The organism is Leucobacter sp. G161 (genome assembly GCF_001482305.1).
Classification (GTDB): Bacteria; Actinomycetota; Actinomycetes; order Actinomycetales; family Microbacteriaceae; genus Leucobacter.
In genome coordinates, this window is the sequence record NZ_LOHP01000017.1 from 177,137 (window position 1) to 196,696 (window position 19,560).

10 protein-coding genes are annotated in these 19,560 nt (G+C 66.4%); 5 read left to right on the forward strand and 5 right to left on the reverse strand.

Annotation, left to right across the window (positions count from 1 at the left end; genetic code table 11):
* Nucleotides 1-81 precede the first annotated feature (81 nt).
* A complete protein-coding gene (locus AUL38_RS02395) occupies nt 82-297 on the reverse strand; it encodes a DUF3107 domain-containing protein (RefSeq protein WP_059058941.1) in 216 nt (71 codons plus the stop codon).
* Between the two features lie 333 nt (nt 298-630).
* The gene (locus AUL38_RS02400; protein WP_083506526.1) at nt 631-3,270 is read right to left on the reverse strand and encodes a penicillin acylase family protein; all 2,640 of its coding nucleotides are present in this window, start codon (nt 3,268-3,270) and stop codon (nt 631-633) included.
* Between the two features lie 97 nt (nt 3,271-3,367).
* Between AUL38_RS02400 and AUL38_RS02405 the strand changes: the two genes are divergently transcribed.
* Nucleotides 3,368-6,547, forward strand: a complete 3,180-nt coding sequence (locus tag AUL38_RS02405) for a UrvD/REP family ATP-dependent DNA helicase (protein ID WP_059058943.1) — start codon at nt 3,368-3,370, stop codon at nt 6,545-6,547.
* Nucleotides 6,544-9,891: an ATP-dependent DNA helicase gene (locus AUL38_RS02410; protein ID WP_059058945.1), complete on the forward strand. Its 3,348-nt coding sequence runs from the start codon at nt 6,544-6,546 to the stop codon at nt 9,889-9,891. Before AUL38_RS02405 ends, AUL38_RS02410 begins: the two co-directional genes overlap by 4 nt.
* A 9-nt stretch (nt 9,892-9,900) precedes the next feature.
* On the opposite strand, the gene AUL38_RS02415 is transcribed toward AUL38_RS02410, so the two are convergent.
* The gene (locus tag AUL38_RS02415; RefSeq protein WP_059058947.1) at nt 9,901-11,115 is read right to left on the reverse strand and encodes a phosphotransferase; all 1,215 of its coding nucleotides are present in this window, start codon (nt 11,113-11,115) and stop codon (nt 9,901-9,903) included.
* 112 nt (nt 11,116-11,227) lie between these two features.
* On the opposite strand from AUL38_RS02415, the gene nudC reads away from it, so the two are divergent.
* Both nudC and AUL38_RS02425 read left to right on the forward strand, forming a co-directional pair.
* Nucleotides 11,228-12,115 carry an NAD(+) diphosphatase gene (gene nudC, locus AUL38_RS02420; protein WP_059058949.1) on the forward strand — a complete coding sequence of 296 codons (888 nt, stop codon included), beginning with the start codon at nt 11,228-11,230 and terminating at the stop codon, nt 12,113-12,115.
* Nucleotides 12,112-13,791: an ATP-dependent helicase gene (locus tag AUL38_RS02425; protein WP_059058951.1), complete on the forward strand. Its 1,680-nt coding sequence runs from the start codon at nt 12,112-12,114 to the stop codon at nt 13,789-13,791. Before nudC ends, AUL38_RS02425 begins: the two co-directional genes overlap by 4 nt.
* Here the strand turns inward: AUL38_RS02425 and AUL38_RS02430 are convergent.
* The gene (locus AUL38_RS02430; protein WP_059058953.1) at nt 13,688-14,752 is read right to left on the reverse strand and encodes a hypothetical protein; all 1,065 of its coding nucleotides are present in this window, start codon (nt 14,750-14,752) and stop codon (nt 13,688-13,690) included. The genes AUL38_RS02425 and AUL38_RS02430 overlap by 104 nt on opposite strands.
* A 100-nt stretch (nt 14,753-14,852) precedes the next feature.
* Nucleotides 14,853-16,265 carry a zinc-dependent metalloprotease gene (locus AUL38_RS02435; RefSeq protein ID WP_235590570.1) on the reverse strand — a complete coding sequence of 471 codons (1,413 nt, stop codon included), beginning with the start codon at nt 16,263-16,265 and terminating at the stop codon, nt 14,853-14,855.
* 156 nt (nt 16,266-16,421) lie between these two features.
* Between AUL38_RS02435 and AUL38_RS02440 the strand changes: the two genes are divergently transcribed.
* Entirely contained in the window at nt 16,422-19,496 is a 3,075-nt protein-coding gene (locus AUL38_RS02440; RefSeq protein ID WP_059058954.1) for a UPF0182 family protein, read from the forward strand.
* Nucleotides 19,497-19,560 lie beyond the last annotated feature (64 nt).

Genomic DNA, 19,560 nt, shown 5'->3' on the forward strand with positions numbered 1-19,560 from the left:
TCCGTGTCGCCTGCCGGAACACTGAAACACAACGCGTTTCCCGGCGGACGACACGGACCTGAAGTCGTGCCTGTGCGGACCTTAGTTGACGAAGCCCACCTTGCGTGAGGTGTCGCTGCCGAGCTCAACGTAGGTGATGGCTTCGCGGTTCACGAGGAACTTCCGTCCCTTGCTGTCTGCAATCTCGACGAGGCCGGTCGGCTCTGCCTGGATGAGGGCGCTGAGCTCGTCTGCCGTCGCATCGGTCTCAAACGAGAGTTCGCGCGCCGACTGGTTAATGCCGATCCGTACTTCCACAGCTGCCTCCTGGACACATCGTGTTCGGTTACGGTGTACACCGCAACCCTTCCTTACTCGAGTGTATGGCTGTGGGGCGGTGGCAAGCCTCGAAAACGGGAGGCGTTCGCCGTCAGCGCAGCCTTTCGCGCGTAGCGGTAGCCGCGATGGCAGGCACCAGCTGACTCACTACGATTCGTATGCAATCGACCGACCGTATGCCGAAAGCCCACGAAACTTCGATATTTTTGGGTAATCGCAGACATAACGGTTGGTGGCGGGGGCAGCGGATGCGGGCAGCGGAGGCGGGACCGCTGAGGCGGGGCGGATCGCGAGATCCGCCCCGAGGCATGTTTACTTCGCGGGGGACAGCGTCAGTGTGTCCTTCGTCACAGCATCAACTGCCTTGGGCGTGAACGCCCAGTCGTACTGCTCGCCGACGGCCCACCCTGCCACCTGATCGGTGTAGTTCTTGTGGAAGGCGTGTCCGCTCTGGCCGGTCAGGTTCTGCCACGTCGAGGCGTCCCAGTCGGAGACGTCGATGACCATGCGCATCGACGGCACCGTCGATGTCGCGTAACCCTCGCCCAGGCTCCAGCCGGTCGCGTTTACGACGCCCGAGCCGCCGGGGGTGTCATAGGGGCCGCGGTTGAAAAGCGCTTCGATCGGTGCAATGCCGCTCTCGCCGAACGAACCGTGCGTGAGCGTGATCGCGTGCAGCTTGCCCCAGTTCCACTTTTCCGGGTTCTTCCCCTGCAGCTTCGTGAGTTCCGCGAGCGCGTCCTCCGCCGCGCCCGTGAGGAGCTCTTGCTGTGTGACAGTTCCTCCCTGCGTCCACCACTCCGAGTCGGGGGCGTCAAGCTGGAGCGTGAACATCCGAGCGAAACGGGACTGGTCGTCGCGCGGAATATCGCCGTCCCGGCCCGTCACGAGCCGTTCGGTGACGTGTTCCCACAACACGTTCGCAAACGCTGCGGGCGCCGACTCCATCGAGTTTTGGCCGTCCCAGGACGCCAGCAGGTCGAGAGCAGCCTGCAGATCCTTGTCGTCAGAAGTGACTGAGGCATAGGCCTGCTTGAGTGCGCTCGCCGCCGGCATCTGATTGTCCATGTGGATCGCTGCCATGTCTGCCGCGCTCACGGGCCCCGCGGCGATTTTCTCCTCGAGGAGTTCGACAATGCGCGCAGCGCGGTAACCGTAGTCCCAGTCGCGGCTGAGGAAGTGCGCGTAATCGTCGTTCACGATCGCGTTGTTCGCGGTGACGATGTACCCGGCCTTCGGGTTGTAGGACCAGGGCTGTTCCTCGAACGGAATGTAACCCTTCCAGTCGTATTGACTGCTCCAACCCGGGGTCGGCAGGAAGCCCTCCTGGCCGGCCGCGCGGATCGGGAGCTTCCCTGGCGCCTGGTAGCCGATGTTGCCCTCGGGGTCGGCGTAGATGAGGTTTTGGCCTGGCACGTCGAACTTGCTCGCGGCCTCGCGGAAGTCAGTGAAGTTCTCGGCGCGGTTGAGCATGAAGATTGCCTCGGGGGTGGAACCCGCGTCGAGCGCGGTCCAGCGCAGGGCGAGCGCCGCCTCGGTGTAGGGCATCGTGCCGCCGATGTCTCCGGGCCCTACGGGCAGGATCTTCCCGTCGGGGGTCTCCGCCAGCGGGTGCTCCGCGATCGCCGTGAATTCGCCAGTGAGCCCCGAGACGATAGGGCCGTGTCCGGTTTCGCGCACAGTGATTTCAACATCGTCACCGCCAGCAACCTTGATGGTCTCGGCGCGGGTCTGCATGTCGTGCCACTCGTTGTCGTACCAGTAGCGGTCATCCTTGACGCTCTCAACGAAGAGATCTGCGACATCGGTCGTGAGGTTCGTAAACCCCCAGGCAATGTCCTGGTTGTGGCCGATGACGATGCCGGGCAGCCCCGAGAAGCTGAAGCCGGCGACGTCGAAGGGGCACTCATCGGAGACCGTTGAGCAGCGCAGCTGCATCTGCGTCCAGACCGAGGGGAGTGCGGCACCGAGGTGCGGATCGTTCGCGAGCAGCGGCTTACCGGTGTCGGTGTACTCGCCGGAAACCACCCACGAGTTTGAGCCGATGCCCTCACCCTGCCCGGAAATCAGTGCATCCGCTTGGTCGAGAAGCTCCTGCAGTGGCGTGAGGTTGAGCGACTCGATGAGCGTCGAGAAGCTCTCCTCGATGAACGTTGCGCCCTGCTCGAGCTTGCCGACGGCGACGACGCGGCGTCCAGCCGGATCGTCGGCGAGGATCACTGGGTGCTCCTCGAACGGGTAACCGGGGTAGAGTTCCGCGAGTTGGTCAGCGTCGAGGAACTGGGCCTGCAGCGCACGCGCCGTCTCATCCTCAATGTTCGTGCGGAGATCCCACGCCATCGCCTTCAGCCACGCGATCGAGTCGACGGGATCCCAGGGCTCCGGCTCGTAGTCCGGGTTCTGCAGTCCGAGTATGGCGTACTCGAGCGAGAGCTCGGCGCCCGAATTCTCTGCCATGTATGCGTTCACGCCGGCCGCGTACGCCTCGTAGTATGCGCGGGCCTCAACACTCATGTCGGCATATTCCTGTTCGGCGATACGGTGCCAGCCGAGGGTGCGCAGGAATGAATCGGTGCCCACCTGGGATTCGCCGAACAGCTCCGAGAGCCTTGCGCTCGTGAGGTGACGACGGAAATCCATTTCCCAGAAGCGATCCTGCGCGTGCACGTAGCCCTGTGAGAAGAAGAGATCATCGCTGGTGTCGGCGGTAATCGTCGCGATCCCGCGCTCGTCGCGCTGCACGGTGACCTCACTGGTGAGCCCGGTCGCGGTGATCGTGCCGGTGGTCGTGGGGAAGGAACGCTGCACGGTCCACACGCCAAGCCCCGCCGCAATGAGCGCCACAACGAGCAGTGCCGCGAGGATCCAGCCCACGACCCGTAGCCCGCGTCGTTTCTGTCGCGGAGTACCTTCCGCTGGGGTGACGGGTAGCGCGTCAGTAGCCTGAGTCATCGTTCCTCCACTCTGAGGGCCGTGCCAATACACGGAGCCGTCTTTGAGTATGCCACACGGCAAGGCCGATGTCCGAGGCGCTCAGTAGGCTACTGCTATGACCGCTTTTGACCAGACGCAGGCTCGCGTGCTCACTCTTGATCCGCGCGCACACGCTCGGGTGCTCGGGGCCCCGGGCAGCGGCAAGACGGCGCTTGTCGTTGAGAGCTTCGCGCGCGCGTCTGGGCTCGAGGGGTGGGAAGAGGGCGATGTGCTCGTGCTCGCACCGAATCGGCTCGTCGCCACTGCCCTGCGAGAGCTCGTACACACGCGTGTCGCGCGGGCGATGGGCGGAGCGCCCGTTCGCACCGCGTCGTCATTCGCGTTTTCGGTGCTCGGGCGTGCGGCTGCTGAGTCCGGTGAGGCCCCGCCCAGGCTCCTCACTGGAACCGTCCAAGACGAGGTCATCGCCGAGGCCGTCTCAACCCGCCTCGAGGGCGCGGCGCCTCGCCCCGATGGCGGGCTCGCCCCCGAGGTGCTGCTCAGCGCGCCGTTCCGTGCCGAGCTTCGTGAACTGTGGCGCGTGCTTGATGACTTCGACCTCGATCCAGCGGTGCTCGCAACCGAACTCAATCGCGTGCTCGCGGAGTCGGGGCAGCAGGCGTTCACCGCTGGGCCTGATCCTGCGCTTGTCGGGCGCTGGCGCGAATCGCTGCACCTGCTGCACGACATCCAGGGTGCACTCGCCGAGACGCGCCCCGGTGAGGTGAGTTCGAGTGGGTTGATCCGGCTCGCCGCTAGGGCGATTCGTGATGGATTTGCCGCGGCCCCGAAGCTCCTCATCATCGATGACGCCCAGGAGCTGGGGGAGGGACAGCTCTCGCTGCTCGCCGCCTGCGCTTCCGCTGGTGCAGCGATCTGGGCGTTCGGAGACCCAGATACGGCCACAGGCGCGTTTCAGGGCGAGCGTACGCGGGTACTCGCGGGGTTAGGCGCCGAGCTTGCGCGGCGCGGCTGGACGCCCGCGCCGGGGGCTGAGGATCAGCTGGTGGTGCTCGAGACCGTCTACCGGCACGGACCCGAACTGCGCAGCTTTGTGCGCGGGCTGAGCGAGCGGATTGGGGCGGCGGGCATCGTCGCACACCGTGGCGCCGAGCCCGCGGAGGGTGTCGAGCAGCGCGGCACCGTCGAGTTTGCGCGCGTCTCCTCGCCGGCCGAACAGCTCGGGTCGATCGCCCACCGCATGCGGGCAAGGAAGCTGGGGCTCGACGGCGACACCCGCCTCGACTGGGGCGACATGGCTGTGGTGTGTCGCACCCGCGCAGAGGTTGTGCGGGTCGCGCGGTTGCTCGCCGGGCACCAGGTGCCCACCGGGGTCGCCGCTGGCGGCATCGTGCTGCGTGAGCACCAGATCGTGCGCGAGCTGGTCGCGCTGCTGCAGCACGCGCTCGGGATCGCGACGCTCGATGCCTCGGGCGTCCTGCGGCTCGCCGGGGGTGTGATCGGTGGGCTCGACCCGGTAGCGGTGCGTAGGCTCCGCGGGGCGCTGCTGCTCGAAGAACGCAGGCTTGCGCGGGAAGACGGCCGCGAGGCCGAAACGGTTGACGAAGTGGTGTTCGACGCATTTGCCTTCCCCGGGCCGAGCCCAGCGATCGACAGCGCCGGAGGGCGCGCGATTCGCAAACTGGGGCTCATGGCCGCCGAGGGCACGAAGGTGTTCGAGTCTGGCGGGACGCCGCGCGAGGTGCTCTGGGCGCTGTGGGACGGTGCGAAGCTGGCCGACCGCTGGCAGCAGGACGCGATTGCTGGCCGCGGCCTGCGCGCCGACGAGGCGAACCGCTCGTTGGACGCCGTGCTCGGGCTCTTCTTTGCACTGCAGCGGCACGAGGAGCAGGACAGCGAACAGCCCATTGCCGAGCTCCTCGACGAGGTGCTGCGCAACACGGTGCCGGAGGATTCGCTCGCGCAGCGAAGCGAACGGCAGGCTGTCACGGTCACCACGCCGCAGGGGATGATTGGGCGCGAGTTCGCGCTTGTCGCCGTCATCGGAGTACAGGACGGCTCGTGGCCGAACCTGCGCGCACGCGGCTCCCTGCTCGGCACCGCGGCGCTGGAGCGCTGGCTGCGTGGCGGCGAGGCGCTCATGCCGTCACGCCGCGACACCACGCACGACGAGCTCAGGCTGTTTTTGCACTCGTGTGCGCGCGCCCGAAACGAGCTTCTAGTCGTCGCTGTCGCTGATGAAGACAGCCACCCGAGCCCGTTCTTCGGACTCGGCAGCGATTTCCTCGTCACCGACCTGCCGAGTGCGCGGCTCACACTGCGCGGCATTACCGCAGCGATGCGGCGCAGAGCCGTCGAAGACCAGGGGGATACCACAGCCATCGGTTCGCTCGCTGCCCTCGCGAACGCCGGAGCGACTGGAGCCGATCCCCGCGAGTGGTACGGCGTGCTCGAACCGTCGAGCACCGCGCCGCTCTTTGCACAGTCCGATGATGATGAACCGAGACCGGTACCCGTGAGCCCGTCACAACTCGATAAGGCGGAGACCTGCGCCCTCGACTGGGTGATTGGTGCGCTCGGGGGCGGTGCCGGGAGCGTGCAGGCGAGCCTGGGCACACTCGTGCACCACGCGCTCGAAACCGTCGACGGCCACGATCCTGAAGATATGCTCGCGGCAATCATGTCCGAGTGGAAGAAGCTGCCCTTCGACGCCGAATGGGAATCGGAACGCGCCAGGCGCACCGCCGCCCAGATGGCGGGCGGACTCTCCGACTACCTGCGCGAGTTCGAGGCGTCCGGGCGTGAACTGCTCGGACAGGAAGCTGGCTTTAGCCTGGAGGTTGGGCGGGCCGAGCTGCGTGGCATCGCCGACAGGCTCGAGGCGAAGCGAACGCCGGACGGTGCGGAGATCACCGTCGTTGATCTCAAGACCGGGAGGACCCCGGCAACGAAACCCGAGGCGGAGGAACACGTGCAGATGCAGGCATACCAGCTGGGCCTCGCGCTCGGTGCCTTCGACACCGGAGACATCGACCTCGGTGGTTCCGCTGAGATTCACACCGCAGCAAAGTTGCTGTACGTGCACCCCGACGCGGCAAAGGGGAAGGGCTTCGTGGAACGTGAACAGGCTGGGCTCAGCGAGGAGGCTCGCGAAGCTCTCGTCGCACGCATTGCGGGAGTCGCCGAGACGATGGCGGCGGGAGACTTCACGGCGCGCATCGAACACCACTGCTCCGATCCGCACCGGCCAGGCAACTGCCGCCTGCATATCATTCAGGCGGTGAGCCACGCATGAGCGAGCCCGTATTCTCTGCGGCCCGCGTCGCCGAGATTCTTGCCGCCCCCGGGGAGGCGCCGCTGCTGCCAACCGACGAGCAACGCGCCGTGATCGAGCACCCACTGGCCGGGAGCACCCTGGTCATCGCAGGCGCGGGCAGCGGCAAAACCGAAACGATGGCGAATCGCGTCGTGTGGCTCGTCGCGAACGGCCTCGCCGAGCCCGACTCCGTGCTCGGCCTCACCTTTACCCGGAAGGCCGCGGGGGAGCTGCGGGAGCGGATCGTCGGCAGCCTCGGCACGTTCGTCGCCAGGCTCACCGATCTCGGCGAACGCGGCCAGCTCACGCAGATCGAGCTGGCGCGCGCCTATGAGCTGCAAGACAGACTCGCGGACGGGCTCGAACTGCCCGACGTGAGCACCTACAACTCCTTTGCCGCGGGCGTACTGCAGGAATTCGGTGCGTCCGCCGGCCTGGCCCCCGGCGCCGTCGTGATCGACGAGGCGACCGCCTGGCGCGTTGCACGAGAGACGCTACTGGCAAGCGACGACCCTGAGCTCGTCACGAGCGAGCTGCGCACCCCGAGCCTCATCAGGCACGTCATCGCGATGGATCGGGCCGTCGCCGATCATCTCACGAGTTTCGACAGGGTCGACCAGATCGTTGCCGAGTTCAGCGGCGCCACCAGGCTGCCCTACAACGATAAGGAAGACCCGGAGAAGCCGAGCGGCAAGGTGTATGCGAAGCTGCGCGACGCTGTGAAAGCGATTGCAGAGACGCCGCTCATCACGCGGCTGGCGCGGGCCTACGGCGAGGAAAAGCAACGGCGCGGCCTCATCGACTTCTCCGATCAGCTATCGCTCGCGACGCAAGCGCTCGATGGGGCCCCCGAAGCGCTCGGCGTGCTGCGCGGCCGGTACCAGGCGATACTCCTCGACGAGGTGCAGGATACCTCGGTCGGCCAGACCAGACTGCTCGCCAAACTCTTCGGCGGGATGCCGGTTATGGCGGTCGGCGATCCGCACCAGTCGATCTACGGCTGGCGCGGCGCCTCAGCAGAGGGCCTGCGATCCTTCCATTCCGACTTCCGCGGGGGCGACGATGCGGCGACACTCACCCTCTCCGTGAGCTGGCGTAACCCGATCCGGGTGCTCGAAGCGGCGAATGCGGTGTCGGCCGAACTGCGCGCGAACGCGGCGGTCGAAGTGCCCGAGCTCAGGCCCCGTCCGGGGGCTGGCGAGGGGCAGGTCGACGTGGTGTATCCGGAGACCGTGCACGAGGAGCGCGAACTCCTCGCCGGCTGGATGGCGCGAGCACGCGCCGAGGTTGCCGGCAAGAATGGGGAGCCGCCGACGGCTGCCGTGATCTTCCGCAAGCGGGCTGCCATGCCGGCGTTTGCTGCGGCACTCACTGAGGCCGGCGTCCCCAACCGCATCGTCGGCCTCGGCGGTCTGCTCAGCACCCCCGAGGTGACCGATGTCGTGAGCTGCCTGCGCTGCCTCTGGTACGCGGACGCCGGCGGGGACCTCATCCGGCTGCTCGCGGGCCCCCGATTTCGGATCGGGGTCGCAGATCTCGCTGGGCTGCGCGACGCCGCCCGCTGGTTCGCGAGGCGTGACGTCAGGCAGCAGCCGCTCGCCGACGAGGATCGTGCGGCAGACAGCGTGCTGCCTGACCCCGACCGCGAGTACACGCTCATCGACGCGCTCGACGCGATCTCCTCCATGCGCGACCTCGACCACAGCGCGCTCACGGGCGTCACCGAGGCAGGGAGAGAGCGGCTCCGCGAAGCAGGACAGCTGCTCCGCGACCTCCGGCAGGGCGTCGGTGGCAACACCGCAGACCTCATCGGCTCAGTCACCCAGGCATTGCGCCTAGACATCGAGCTTGAAGCGAACGAAGCGAGGGGAGCGGGGGCCGGCGCTCTCGCAAACATCGAGGCGTTCACTGACCTCGCCGAGGGATTCCTCGCGATCGATACGCGCGGCACGCTGGCCTCACTGCTTGAGTGGGTGGAACGCGCCATCGAAGACGACGATGTTGCCGAGCACGTTGCCGCACCGCTGCCCGGAACCGTGCAACTCATCACCGCGCACGGTTCGAAGGGGCTGCAGTGGGACATCGTCGCCGTGCCCAGGGTTGTCACCGACGAGTTCCCGGGGAGCCCACGCAGCGGCTCCGGCTGGCTGCGCACCGGCGAGCTCCCCGACGAGCTTCGTGGTGACCGCGCGGCGCGCCCGCAGCTCAACTGGCGGATCGCGACCACGCAGAAGGAAGTATGCGAGCGGCTCGACGACTACCGTGCCGAGCTCAAGGACCGGCACGCAGAGGAGGAGCGCAGGCTTGCCTACGTTGCGATCACGCGATCGGCGGGGCTGCTGCTGCTCTCCGGATCCTTCTGGGGTGGACAGACTCGGCCCCGCCCGCCGTCGGTCTACCTCCGAGAGCTACAGGAAGGGTTCTGTCCCGATCTGCCAGAAGCCTCAGCCCACGAGGCCGACCCGAGTCAGGTCGCCGAGCTCACCGCGAACTGGCCGCTCGATCCGCTCGGGCACCGCGCGGCGGGCGTCTTCCGCGCCGCGCACGCGGTGACGAGCGCGGCGCTCTCGGCCGATGCGCAGCCCATCGACGAAACAGTGCGCCTACTCCTCGCCGAACGTGATGCGGCCGAGGCCAGTGCGCAAGGGACCGGAGACGCGCCGGCTGAGTCGCTTCCCGAACGCATCACCGCGTCGACATTCCACGAGTTCGTCGAGGACCCGCTGACCGCGGAACGCAGCCGGATTCGGCCGGTGCCGCAACGACCATACCGGCGAACCCGTGTGGGAAACCGGTTCCACGAGTGGGTTGAGCGTCGCGCGACGACTCCGGGTGGCACCGCGCTCCCGCTGCTCGGGCTCGACCCGGAAGAGTGGGATCCCGGTCGCGGCGAATTCGATGCTGAGGTCGAACTGCAGCCGCTCATCGAGGTGTTCGAACGGTCACGCTGGGCGACCAGGCAGCCGATCGCGGTGGAACTCGAGGTGACGCTGCCGTTCGCCGGACGAACCCTGGTGTGCAAGCTCGACGCGGTATACCGTCTCGATCCTGATGGGGATGCAGCGGATGAGCCGCGCTACGAGGTGGTCGACTGGAAATCTGGTCGGGCGCCCGTCAACGCGGCGGAACGCGAGAGCCGATTCTTCCAGCTCGACCTGTACCGGCATGCATACGCCCAGTGGGCAAGGATCGATCCCGCACGCATCGACGTCTCCCTGTTCTACGTGTCGGAAGATGTCGAGATCCGTGGGGAAGCGACGCGGAGCCTCGCAGACCTTGAAACGGTGTGGCTTGCGGCAGCAGCGAACCTGGTGGCGGAGTAACGACCCAGGCTAGCTGCGCTGCGAGCGCGGCAACTCATCATCGCTGAGTGGCGCGGTGAGCATCTCGTCATGCGGCTCTGTCGGCTGCTCGTCGTGTGCTGCCTGCTCCGCTGCCGACTGGCTCTGAGCCGCTTCCGCAGCGTCGGCATCCTCGGCAGTGAGCGGCTCGATGAAGTCGGTGTCGAACCCGAACATGCGATCCTCATCAAGCGCCTCGAACGCCGCGGTATCTGACAATCGGTCCGTCACCGTTGGGGTTTGCGTGAGCAGGTCCATCGCGGCGGCCTCACCCAACGCGTCGCGACTCGGCACCGGACCGTCGAGCAAACTCAGCCGGTCCACCAACCGGTCGAGCATGGCGACCGCGTCATCGATCACCTCAGCGTCGTGGGTATCGACACCGTGGAGCAGCCACTTCGCGATCTCAAGCTCGTGGTAGAACGACGCGCGGCTCCGCATCGTGGCCGACTCGCCCACGCCGGAACGCTTCGCGTACCGGCCCATGACCGCGTCAAACACGTCGTCGCCTGCCTCGAACAGCCACGAGACATCGCTCGCCGGGTCCCCGACGGACAGCCCAGACCAATCGAGCACTCCGACGATGCGGTCGTCGTCGATGAGTAACGCATCCGCGTTGAAGGAGCCGTGCACCATCCGCGGCTCGAAATCCCACAGCTCGGCAGCCTCCAATGCCTCGGTCCACCGTGCGTGCACGGTTTCCGGGAGATAGCGGGTGGCCTGCGCGCGGTCGACGATGCGTGTCACGAGGAGACGCTGATCGCGGGCACTCCGCTCGACGAGGCCGCCCTGCTGCGCGACGCTCCGCGGGAGCGAATGAATCGCGGCGAGGCTCTCAGCGATCGAATCAATGAGGATGGCATCGGCGCTGAGATCGCTGACGTCGAAGCGTGAGCCCTGCAGATAGGTCGTCGCGACGGCGCGAGTGGCGCCGGCACGGGTCATGCCAAGCGACCGCGGTACGGCGAACGGCAGCTCGGCGCGTGCGCCGTCAGTGAGGGCAGCGAGCCCGAGCGTCGAGGCTGACTGCGTCGTTTCCGCCTGCTGCGTGCGCGGCACGCTCACGATGATCTCATCGTCGGGCGTCGTAAGAATCGCCGCCGCAAACGCATCACCCGAGGTGTGGTGCGGCCGCACCGCGACCGCTACGAGACCGGGCACCGCGGACGTCGCGAGCGCAGCAAGAGTGAGGGTGAGGGTGGCCATGACAATCAGCGTATGCACCCGACAGGCAACTCGCAGCGCGCCACGCGCACCGCACGGCAGTCTCTGAGGATTCCTGCGCTGAGCCGAGCCGGAAGTCTGAGAAGATCGATGTATGAGTGTGGAACAAGTGCCGCTAGCCGGAGGTCTGATCGATCGGGACGCAGCCACCCGCGGCTCAGCGGAGGCCCTCGAACGAGCCTGGTCGGCGGCGGACGCCCTCGTGCTCCGTGTGCACGGCCCGAGCATCCCGGTGCACGACGTCGATCGCACGCTTGCGCTGGTATCCACCCGCCGCGTGTCGGCCCCGCCGAACGAGCGCATCTACCTCGGGCTGCGCGACGGAGCCCCCGTCTTTGCGGTCGCTACGGAAGAAACCACCGACGAGTCGGGCGTGACCTGGAAGCACATGTTCGTCGCCGCTATGAGGCTCGACCACGCTGAGCGGGAGCTCGTCACGATGGCGCTCGCGGTGATCCGCTGGCATGAGTCGGCCCAGTTCTCGCCGCGCGACGGTGAGGCCACCGAGGTCGCAGACGGTGGCTGGTCACGGCGAACTGCCTCGGGCGGCGAGTTGTTTCCGCGGACCGACCCCGCAGTGATCGTGCTCATCACGCACGAGGACCGCGTGCTGCTCGGGTCAAACGTGCTGTGGGAGACGGGGCGCTTTTCGCTGCTCGCCGGATTCGTCGAAGCGGGGGAGACACTCGAGGGCGCTGTCGAACGCGAGGTCTTCGAGGAAGCTGGCGTGCGCGTCGACAATATTCGCTACGTTGCATCGCAGCCCTGGCCGTTCCCGCGTTCGCTCATGCTCGGGTTCCATGCGAACCTTGCCGCAGGGCAGGACCCTGAGGGGCTCGCCGCGGACCCCACCGAGATCTCCGAGCTGCGCTGGTTCACGCGAGACGAGATCCGCAACCCGCAGTCCGGCCTCCTGCTCCCCGGAGCACTCTCTATCGCGGGCTGGCTGCTTGACACCTGGGCGCAGGACACCCCGCGGTGACCGGCGACGCAGGGGAGATTCTCGCGGCGCTCGACCCAGACCAGCGCGACATCGCCCTCGCGCTTCGCGGGCCCGTGTCCGTGCTCGCCGGCGCGGGCACCGGCAAAACGCGCGCGATTACGCACCGCATCGCCTACGGCGTGCGCACCGGCGTCTACGATCCGCAGCGCGTGCTCGCGGTGACCTTCACGAGGAAAGCCGCGGGCGAGCTCCAGGGGCGGCTCCGCGAGCTCGGAGCCGATGGGGTGCGCGCGCGTACCTTCCATGGCGCCGCCCTCGCACAGCTCAGTCACTTTTGGCCGCAGTTTGTCGGCGGAGATGCCCCACAGTTGCTTCCGGGAAAGGTCGCGGCGATCTCGCAGACCGTCGAGGCGATGGGGATGCGGCTCGGCGGAGAGACGCTCCGAGACATTGCGGCGGAGATCGAGTGGCGCAAGGTCTCCATGCTGAGCATCGACAGCTACGCGCAGCAGCTCGACCAGCGACCGGCGCTCGCGGGCGTGGAGCCCGAGAAGCTCATTGCCATTCATCAGGGCTACACCAAGCTCCTCGAGGACCGCAGGCAGATCGACTTCGAGGACGTCCTCGTGCTGCTCTCCGGCATGCTCGAGGTCGAACCACGCGCCTCGCTGCAGGTGCGCGAGCAATACCGCTTTTTCACCGTCGACGAGTTCCAAGACGTCTCGCCGCTGCAGCGGCACCTCCTGAAACTCTGGCTCGGTGCGCGCGATGACCTGTGCGTTGTTGGTGACGCGAGCCAGACTATTTACTCGTTCGCTGGCGCATCAAGCTCCTTCTTGCTGCGCTTCGGAGCCGAGTATCCCAACGCCCGAGAGTTCAGGCTCGAACGGAACTACCGCTCGACGCCGCAAATCGTCGTCGGGGCCAACCGACTCATGCGAGATAAGCCGGGCGCACTGCAACTGAGCCCAATGCGTGAAGCAAGTGCCGCAGTCCCGCAGTTCGAATGGTTCCAAACCGAGCAGGACGAAGCCCGTGCCGTTGCTCAGGCCATCACGCAGGCCCGCAAACGCGGTGTGCCGGCGTCAGACATCGCCATCCTGTATCGCACCAACGCGCAGTCGGCGCGAATCGAGGAGGCGCTCGCCGCCGAGGGCATTCCGGCGCGGGTGCACGCAGCGCAACGTTTCTACGACCGCGCAGACGTCCGCCGGGCTATTCTGCTCATTCGTGGGCAGGCAAAGGCCGGAGACGATCGGCCGCTGTTCCAGATCGTGAGCGACATGCTCCGGGAAGTTGGATGGTCGGCGAAGCCACCCGAGGGGCCGGCCGAGCGCGAGCGCTGGGAGGCGTTGAACTCCATTCTTTCGCTCGCTGACGAGATGCCGGCGGGAACGACAATCGTGCATTTCTCCGAGGAGCTGCTTGCCCGACAGCGAGCGCAGCACGAGCCCAAGATGGAGGCGGTCACCCTGAGCGCCGTCCACGCCGCAAAGGGCCTGGAGTGGCCGCTTGTGCACGTGGTCGGGTTGAGCGAGGGGATCTTCCCGATTTCGCATGCCCAGTCCGAAAGTGATCTCGAAGAAGAGCGCCGGCTCGCCTACGTGGCCTTCACCCGTGCCCGCGACGTGCTGTTGCTGTCTGGGTTTGCGAGTGCAGCGCGGACGGCTCGGCAACCGTCGCGGTTCGTGGCGGAGGCCGGGATCCATCGCTGAGCGCGCAGCCGCAGGCGGGGTGGGTGCGAATGTGCGCAACGCTCGGGATCGCGTCGAGTCGGCCGTGCGTCACTGAAATTGAGAGCTGGTGGTCGTGCACCCACGCCTCGTCTCGCCGCCAGGCTTGCACAAAGTACGCGGCAGCGGCGCCGACGAGCAGGCCTACCTCCGGAGTTTCCGTGCTCGGGATGGCGCCGTAGAGCTGGGCCGCAATTCCCGGGAGCGCCGGGTCGGTATCGGTGAGGTGCAGCGTTTCGCAGCCGTGACAGGGAGCCCCGTCTGCGGCGACGAGCGGCCCGACCTTCGCGGTGGCGTCGGTGAAGCGAATGAGCAGGTGCGGTACGCCGACACCGAGCCATCGGCTGGTGCGTCCGAGTGGCTCGAGGTACCGAAGTACTTCGATGGCGAGATCCGGTGGGCCGGCAGCTCGTTCGAACGTGCACACGCGGCTGGCGGCGAGAGCGTTGCGCAGCCCGGGCACCTCTCTGCCGTCATCGGACACGCGGGTGCGTACGCTCGGTTGCGGTACGACAATGCCATCAGTGGCAGTCAGTGCATCGGCGCTGCTCTGTGCGAGCGAGCGTGCGGTTGTGCGCGCAGCACGTTCGAGCTGCGGGGACGCGGGTCCAAGCGGGGCGCGTCTGAGCTGCGACGGGGGAGTCGCCGCCGGAGCAGATGGCGTCGCAGCGTGGGGCGGGTCGTCCTGCGCACTCCCGGTGCGTTCGCTGACGAGGGCCGGTTGCAGTGCAGCAACCGCCGCTTCCGTGAGAGGATTCGCTCCAGTCTCGAGCTCGACGGCGGAGGCGCCGCGTATGAGTTTGGCGATCACGGATTGCACCGCGGCCGACGCCGCGTCAACGCGGGCGATGGTTCGTTCGAAGCCCACTCGGATCGTTGTCGTGTTTTCCCACACGATCGGGTAATCGGGGTCGATCTGGAGTGTTACGGGAGAGCTGCTCATGCCAAGCAGTCTGCGGGTCCTCGAGTCGCGTCACCCTGTTTTCCACAGTCCGCGAGGATCGTTGCGTCGGGCGCTCCCGCTGTGGGGAACGCCCGGACGGTTACGCCTGCGGTGGGGTGTCGGGTTCGCCCGGCTCAGGGGAGCCATCGGCGTCCCGCGATGGCAACTCATTGCTCAAGAGCTTCTTGAGCTCGTCATCGAAGGGGTCAGACGGAATGTCACCGTTGCCCAGCAGGCCGATCCGGCTGAGGAGCATGTCCGGTGCGTCCAGCTCTTCGGCGGTCGGCATGATGTCGGGGTGCGACCACAGGTTGTCGCGGGCGGTCTGGCCGCCACGATCCGCCACGGCACGCCACATTGCTGCGGCCTCGCGCAACCGGCGGGGGCGCAGCTCGAGCCCAGCAAGCGCGGCAAACGCGCGTTCCGCGGGGCCGCCAGTCGCGCGGCGTCTCCTGACCATCTCGGCGATGCCGCCGGCGCCGGGGAGGCGACGCGTCGCATCCTCCGTCACGATGTCAACCCAGCCCTCAATCAGGGCGAGCATGGTCTCGAGGCGCTCGTGTGCAGCTTCCTGCGCAGGCGTCTTCGGCGGGAAGAGCGCTCCGCTGGCGAGGATCTCCTGAATCTGATCCGGCTGCGAGGGGTCGAGGTCGCGCGATAGCTCCTCGATGCGGTCGGTGTCGATGTGGATCCCGCGAGCGTAGTCAGTGATCGCCGTCAGTAGGTGAGAACGCAGCCACTTCGTGTGCCTGAAGAGCCGTGCGTGTGCGAGCTCGCGGACGGCAAGGTACAGCGTGACCGCCTCGAGATCCTGGTCGAGCCCCTCAGCGAACTTCGCGATGCCGCTCGGCAAAAGCGCACCGCCCTCGTACCCGGGGCCTGCGAAGAGCGGGATTCCGACGTCGCCGGCGGAGACCACCTCGCCCGAGAGTTGGCCGACGATGGAACCGAGCTGAACGGCGAAGAGCGCGCCACCCACGCTGCGAAGCATCGGGGTTGCCTGCTGGAGCGCTGCGGCCATCTCTTCGGGCATCTGGCTATTCATGGTGTTCATGAGTGCCTGCGAGACTGACTCGGCGACGGGCTCGGCGAGCGCGATCCACGTATCGATGGAACGTTGGACCCACTCGATCCGGTTGACGGTGCGCGGTGCGTCGGGGGTAGGGCCGAGCTCGGTCGCCTCGTCGAGCCACAGCGATGCCACGGGGAATGCGCGGTCGGCAGGTGCCGCGTTGACGGCGTTCTCGCCGCCTGCTGCGTCGAGCGCAGTGCGCCGCGCGACCGACCAGTCGATCTTGTCGCTCGGGTTCGACATCGCTCCGCGCAGTGTTGAAAACAGCGCGTTGAGCACGGCAGGGTCGCCTGAGATGCCCGCGGCCTTAGCGAGCACGCTGGGATCGAGCTCCGCGTCCTGTTGACCGCTGAGCATATTCTGCAGCATGCGCTGCAACTCCTCGAAGTTGGGGCCCGACGAATCGTTCGGACCCCCTGGCTGTGTTTCGTCGCTGCTCACGGCGTTCTCCTCATGCCTATGTACGTGTACAACGCTACGGCAACCGAGGTGGGATGGCGCCGAGAGTGTGGCGATTGCATTGCGCCCACTGCGAACAGCTCTGTCGGGCCGCGATCTCCCACAAGATCCCCAGCAGCGAAACGCTACGATCGTAGGGTGACCGAACAGACTACTTCTGCCCCCCGATCGCGCCGCCTTTCCCCGCTCGCAATCACGATCATTCTTGTGGTCGTGCTGATTATCGCGTTCCTCGCGGTCTCGTCAGTGATGACTGAGGTCCTGTGGTTCAACCAGCTCGGGTATCTCCCCGTGTTTGCGACGCAGTGGATCGCGGCAGGCGCTATGTTCATCGTCGGCTTCCTTGCGATGTCGATTCCGGTGTTCCTCGCGATCGACATTGCGTACCGGAAGCGTCCGGTATACGCGCGACTCACCGCGCAGCTTGACCGCTACCAGGAGGTGGTGGAGCCCCTGCGGAGGCTGGTGAAGTGGCTACTTCCCGCCGTGCTCGGCATCTTCGCCGGCATCGCCGCGGCCTCCAACTGGCGCACAGTGCTGCTCTGGTGGAACTCTGAACCCGCGGGGGAGAAGGACGCCCAGTTCGGCTTTGATATCTCCTTCTACCTCTTCGATCTGCCGCTCTGGCAGTCGATCGCCGGCTTCGCTTCGGCAGTGGTGCTGATCTCGCTCCTCGTGGGCGCTGCAACGAGCTACCTTTACGGAGGCATCTCTTTCACTGAGCGTGAGTTCCGTGTCTCGAAGTCGACGCGAATCCAGACCGCGATCCTCGCGACGCTGTACCTCGTTATCCAGGCAGTGAGCCTCTGGCTCGACCAGTACGCGACAGTGACGAGCACCGAGGGCTACGCCACCGGTGCCATGTACTCGAGCGTGCACGCAACAATCCCCGGCAAGCAGATCCTTGCGGGCATCGCCGCCATTGTCGCGGTGCTGTTCATCATCACGGCGATTACCGGCAAGTGGCGAATCCCGGTCATTGGCACCGCGCTGCTCATCGTGTCGAGCCTCGTGCTCGGCGTCGGATACCCGTGGGCCATCCAGCAGTTCCGCGTCGTCCCCGACGAGCAGAGCATGGAGTCGGAGTACATCTCCCGAAACATCGACGCGACGCGTAAGGCGTATGGGCTCGACGAGGTCAAGATCGAGCGTTACGACGCCGTGACCGACGCGGAGCCCGGCGCGCTGCGTAACGACGCCGTTGCGACCTCGAACATTCGCATCATGGACCCCGAGGTGATCTCGCGGACCTTCGCGCAGCTCGAGCAGTCAAAGCAGTACTACAAGTTCCCGAAGTCGCTGAATGTCGACCGCTACGAGTTCGATGGACAGGTCGAGGACACGGTTTCCGCGATCCGCGATATCGATATCTCCGGCCAGTCGAGCTGGTACAACCGGACCCTCGTGTTCACACACGGTTACGGCTTGGTCGCTGCGTACGGCAACCAGCGCTCGCCCGGCGGCGAGCCCGTGTTCCTCGAGAGCGGCATCCCCACGAGCGGGCGCCTCGGCGAGTTTGAGCCCCGCGTGTACTTCGGCATGGATTCGCCTGAGTACTCCATCGTCGGTGGCGAACGCGACAAGTCGATCGAGCTTGACTTCCCGTCGGACATCGAAAGCACCCCCGAGGCTCCGGCCGCGGACGCTGAGGACGCGACTCCGGCGGAAGACGGCACCGAGGCTGAGGCCGCGGTCGCAACCGATGAGGCGCCCGCCGAGGGCGACGTGCCCGCGGAAGGCGATGCCGCAGCCGAAGAGGACGTGCCCGCAGAGGACCTCGACCCCGAGGTCGAAGCAGCTGTGGGTGGCCGCGCGAACCTCACCACATTCAAGGGTGAGGGCGGCCCGAAGCTCAGCAACATGCTCACCAAGATCATGTTCGCGCTGAAATTCCAGGACGTCGAGGTGCTGCTCTCTGGCGCAGTCGTTGACGATTCCCAGGTGCTCTTCGACCGTAACCCGGTCACGCGTGTGCAGAAGGTTGCGCCGTATCTGACGATTGACGCAGCTCCGTATGCGTCGGTGGTCGACGGCAAGCTCAAGTGGATCATCGATGGCTACACCACCTCGGAACAGTACCCGTACTCAGAGGTGAGTGACATGAATGCACTCACCGTTGACGCGGACAACGACCGCGTGAGCATGATGTCGAAGCCAGTGAACTACATCCGCAACTCGGTGAAGGCTACGGTCGACGCCTACGACGGCAGTGTTGACCTGTACGCGTGGGATGCCGAAGACCCGATCCTGAAGTCGTGGAGCAAGATCTTCCCCGGCACCCTCAAGAGCGTCGATGACATGAGCGGCGAGCTGCTCAGTCACGTGCGTTATCCGACCGACATGTTCAAGGTGCAGCGCGAGGTGCTGAGCAAGTACCACGTGACTGACGCCGGCGCGTTCTACTCGGCGGAAGACGCATGGCGTACGCCGGATGATCCCGTAAAGAGCTCGAGCGAGACTCAGCAGAACCCGTCGCAGCCGCCGTACTACCTCACGCTGTCTGCTGGGGCGGGTGCAGAGCCCACGTACTCGATCTACTCGACGTACATTCCTGATGCACGTGGTGAGGGCGCGCGAGACATCCTGACCGGATACCTTGCGGCGAACTCGAACGCAGGATCGGAGGCCGGCAAGGTCTCTGAGGACTACGGCACGTTGAAGCTGCTCGCATTGCCCAAGGGCAACACGATCCCGGCGCCTGGCCAGGTGCAGAACAGTTTCAATACCGACCCGAAGGTGTCTACGGAGCTCAACCTGCTGCGGCAGGGTGGCACGCGAGTGATCAGCGGTAACCTGCTGACGCTCCCCGTCGGCGGCGGTCTGCTGTACGTGCAGCCTGTGTACCTTGAGGCGTCGTCGGGAACGAAGTTCCCGCTGCTCCAGAAGGTGCTCGTTTCCTTCGGTGACGACATCGCGTTCGAGGACACGCTTGACGGTGCGCTGGACGCGCTGTTCGGCGGCGACTCGGGGGCGAACGCCGGTGACGGTGGGGGCGTAACGCCCGCTGAACCGGGCGAGGAAGCAGAGACTCCGGCACCCGACGGAGAGGCCGAGGGCGACACGCCTGCGGCACTCACGAAGGCGCTGAAGGACATGAAGGCTGCGATCGACGAGCGTGACGCCGCGATGAAGGCTGGCGACCTCTCGAAGTTCGCGGAAGCCGACAAGAAACTCTCTGAAGCGCTTGAGCGCGCGCTGCAGGCCGGGGCCTAGTATCCCGTAGGAGAGCAGAAACGGCTGTGGGCCCGGGAACCGTAAGGTTCCCGGGCCCACAGCC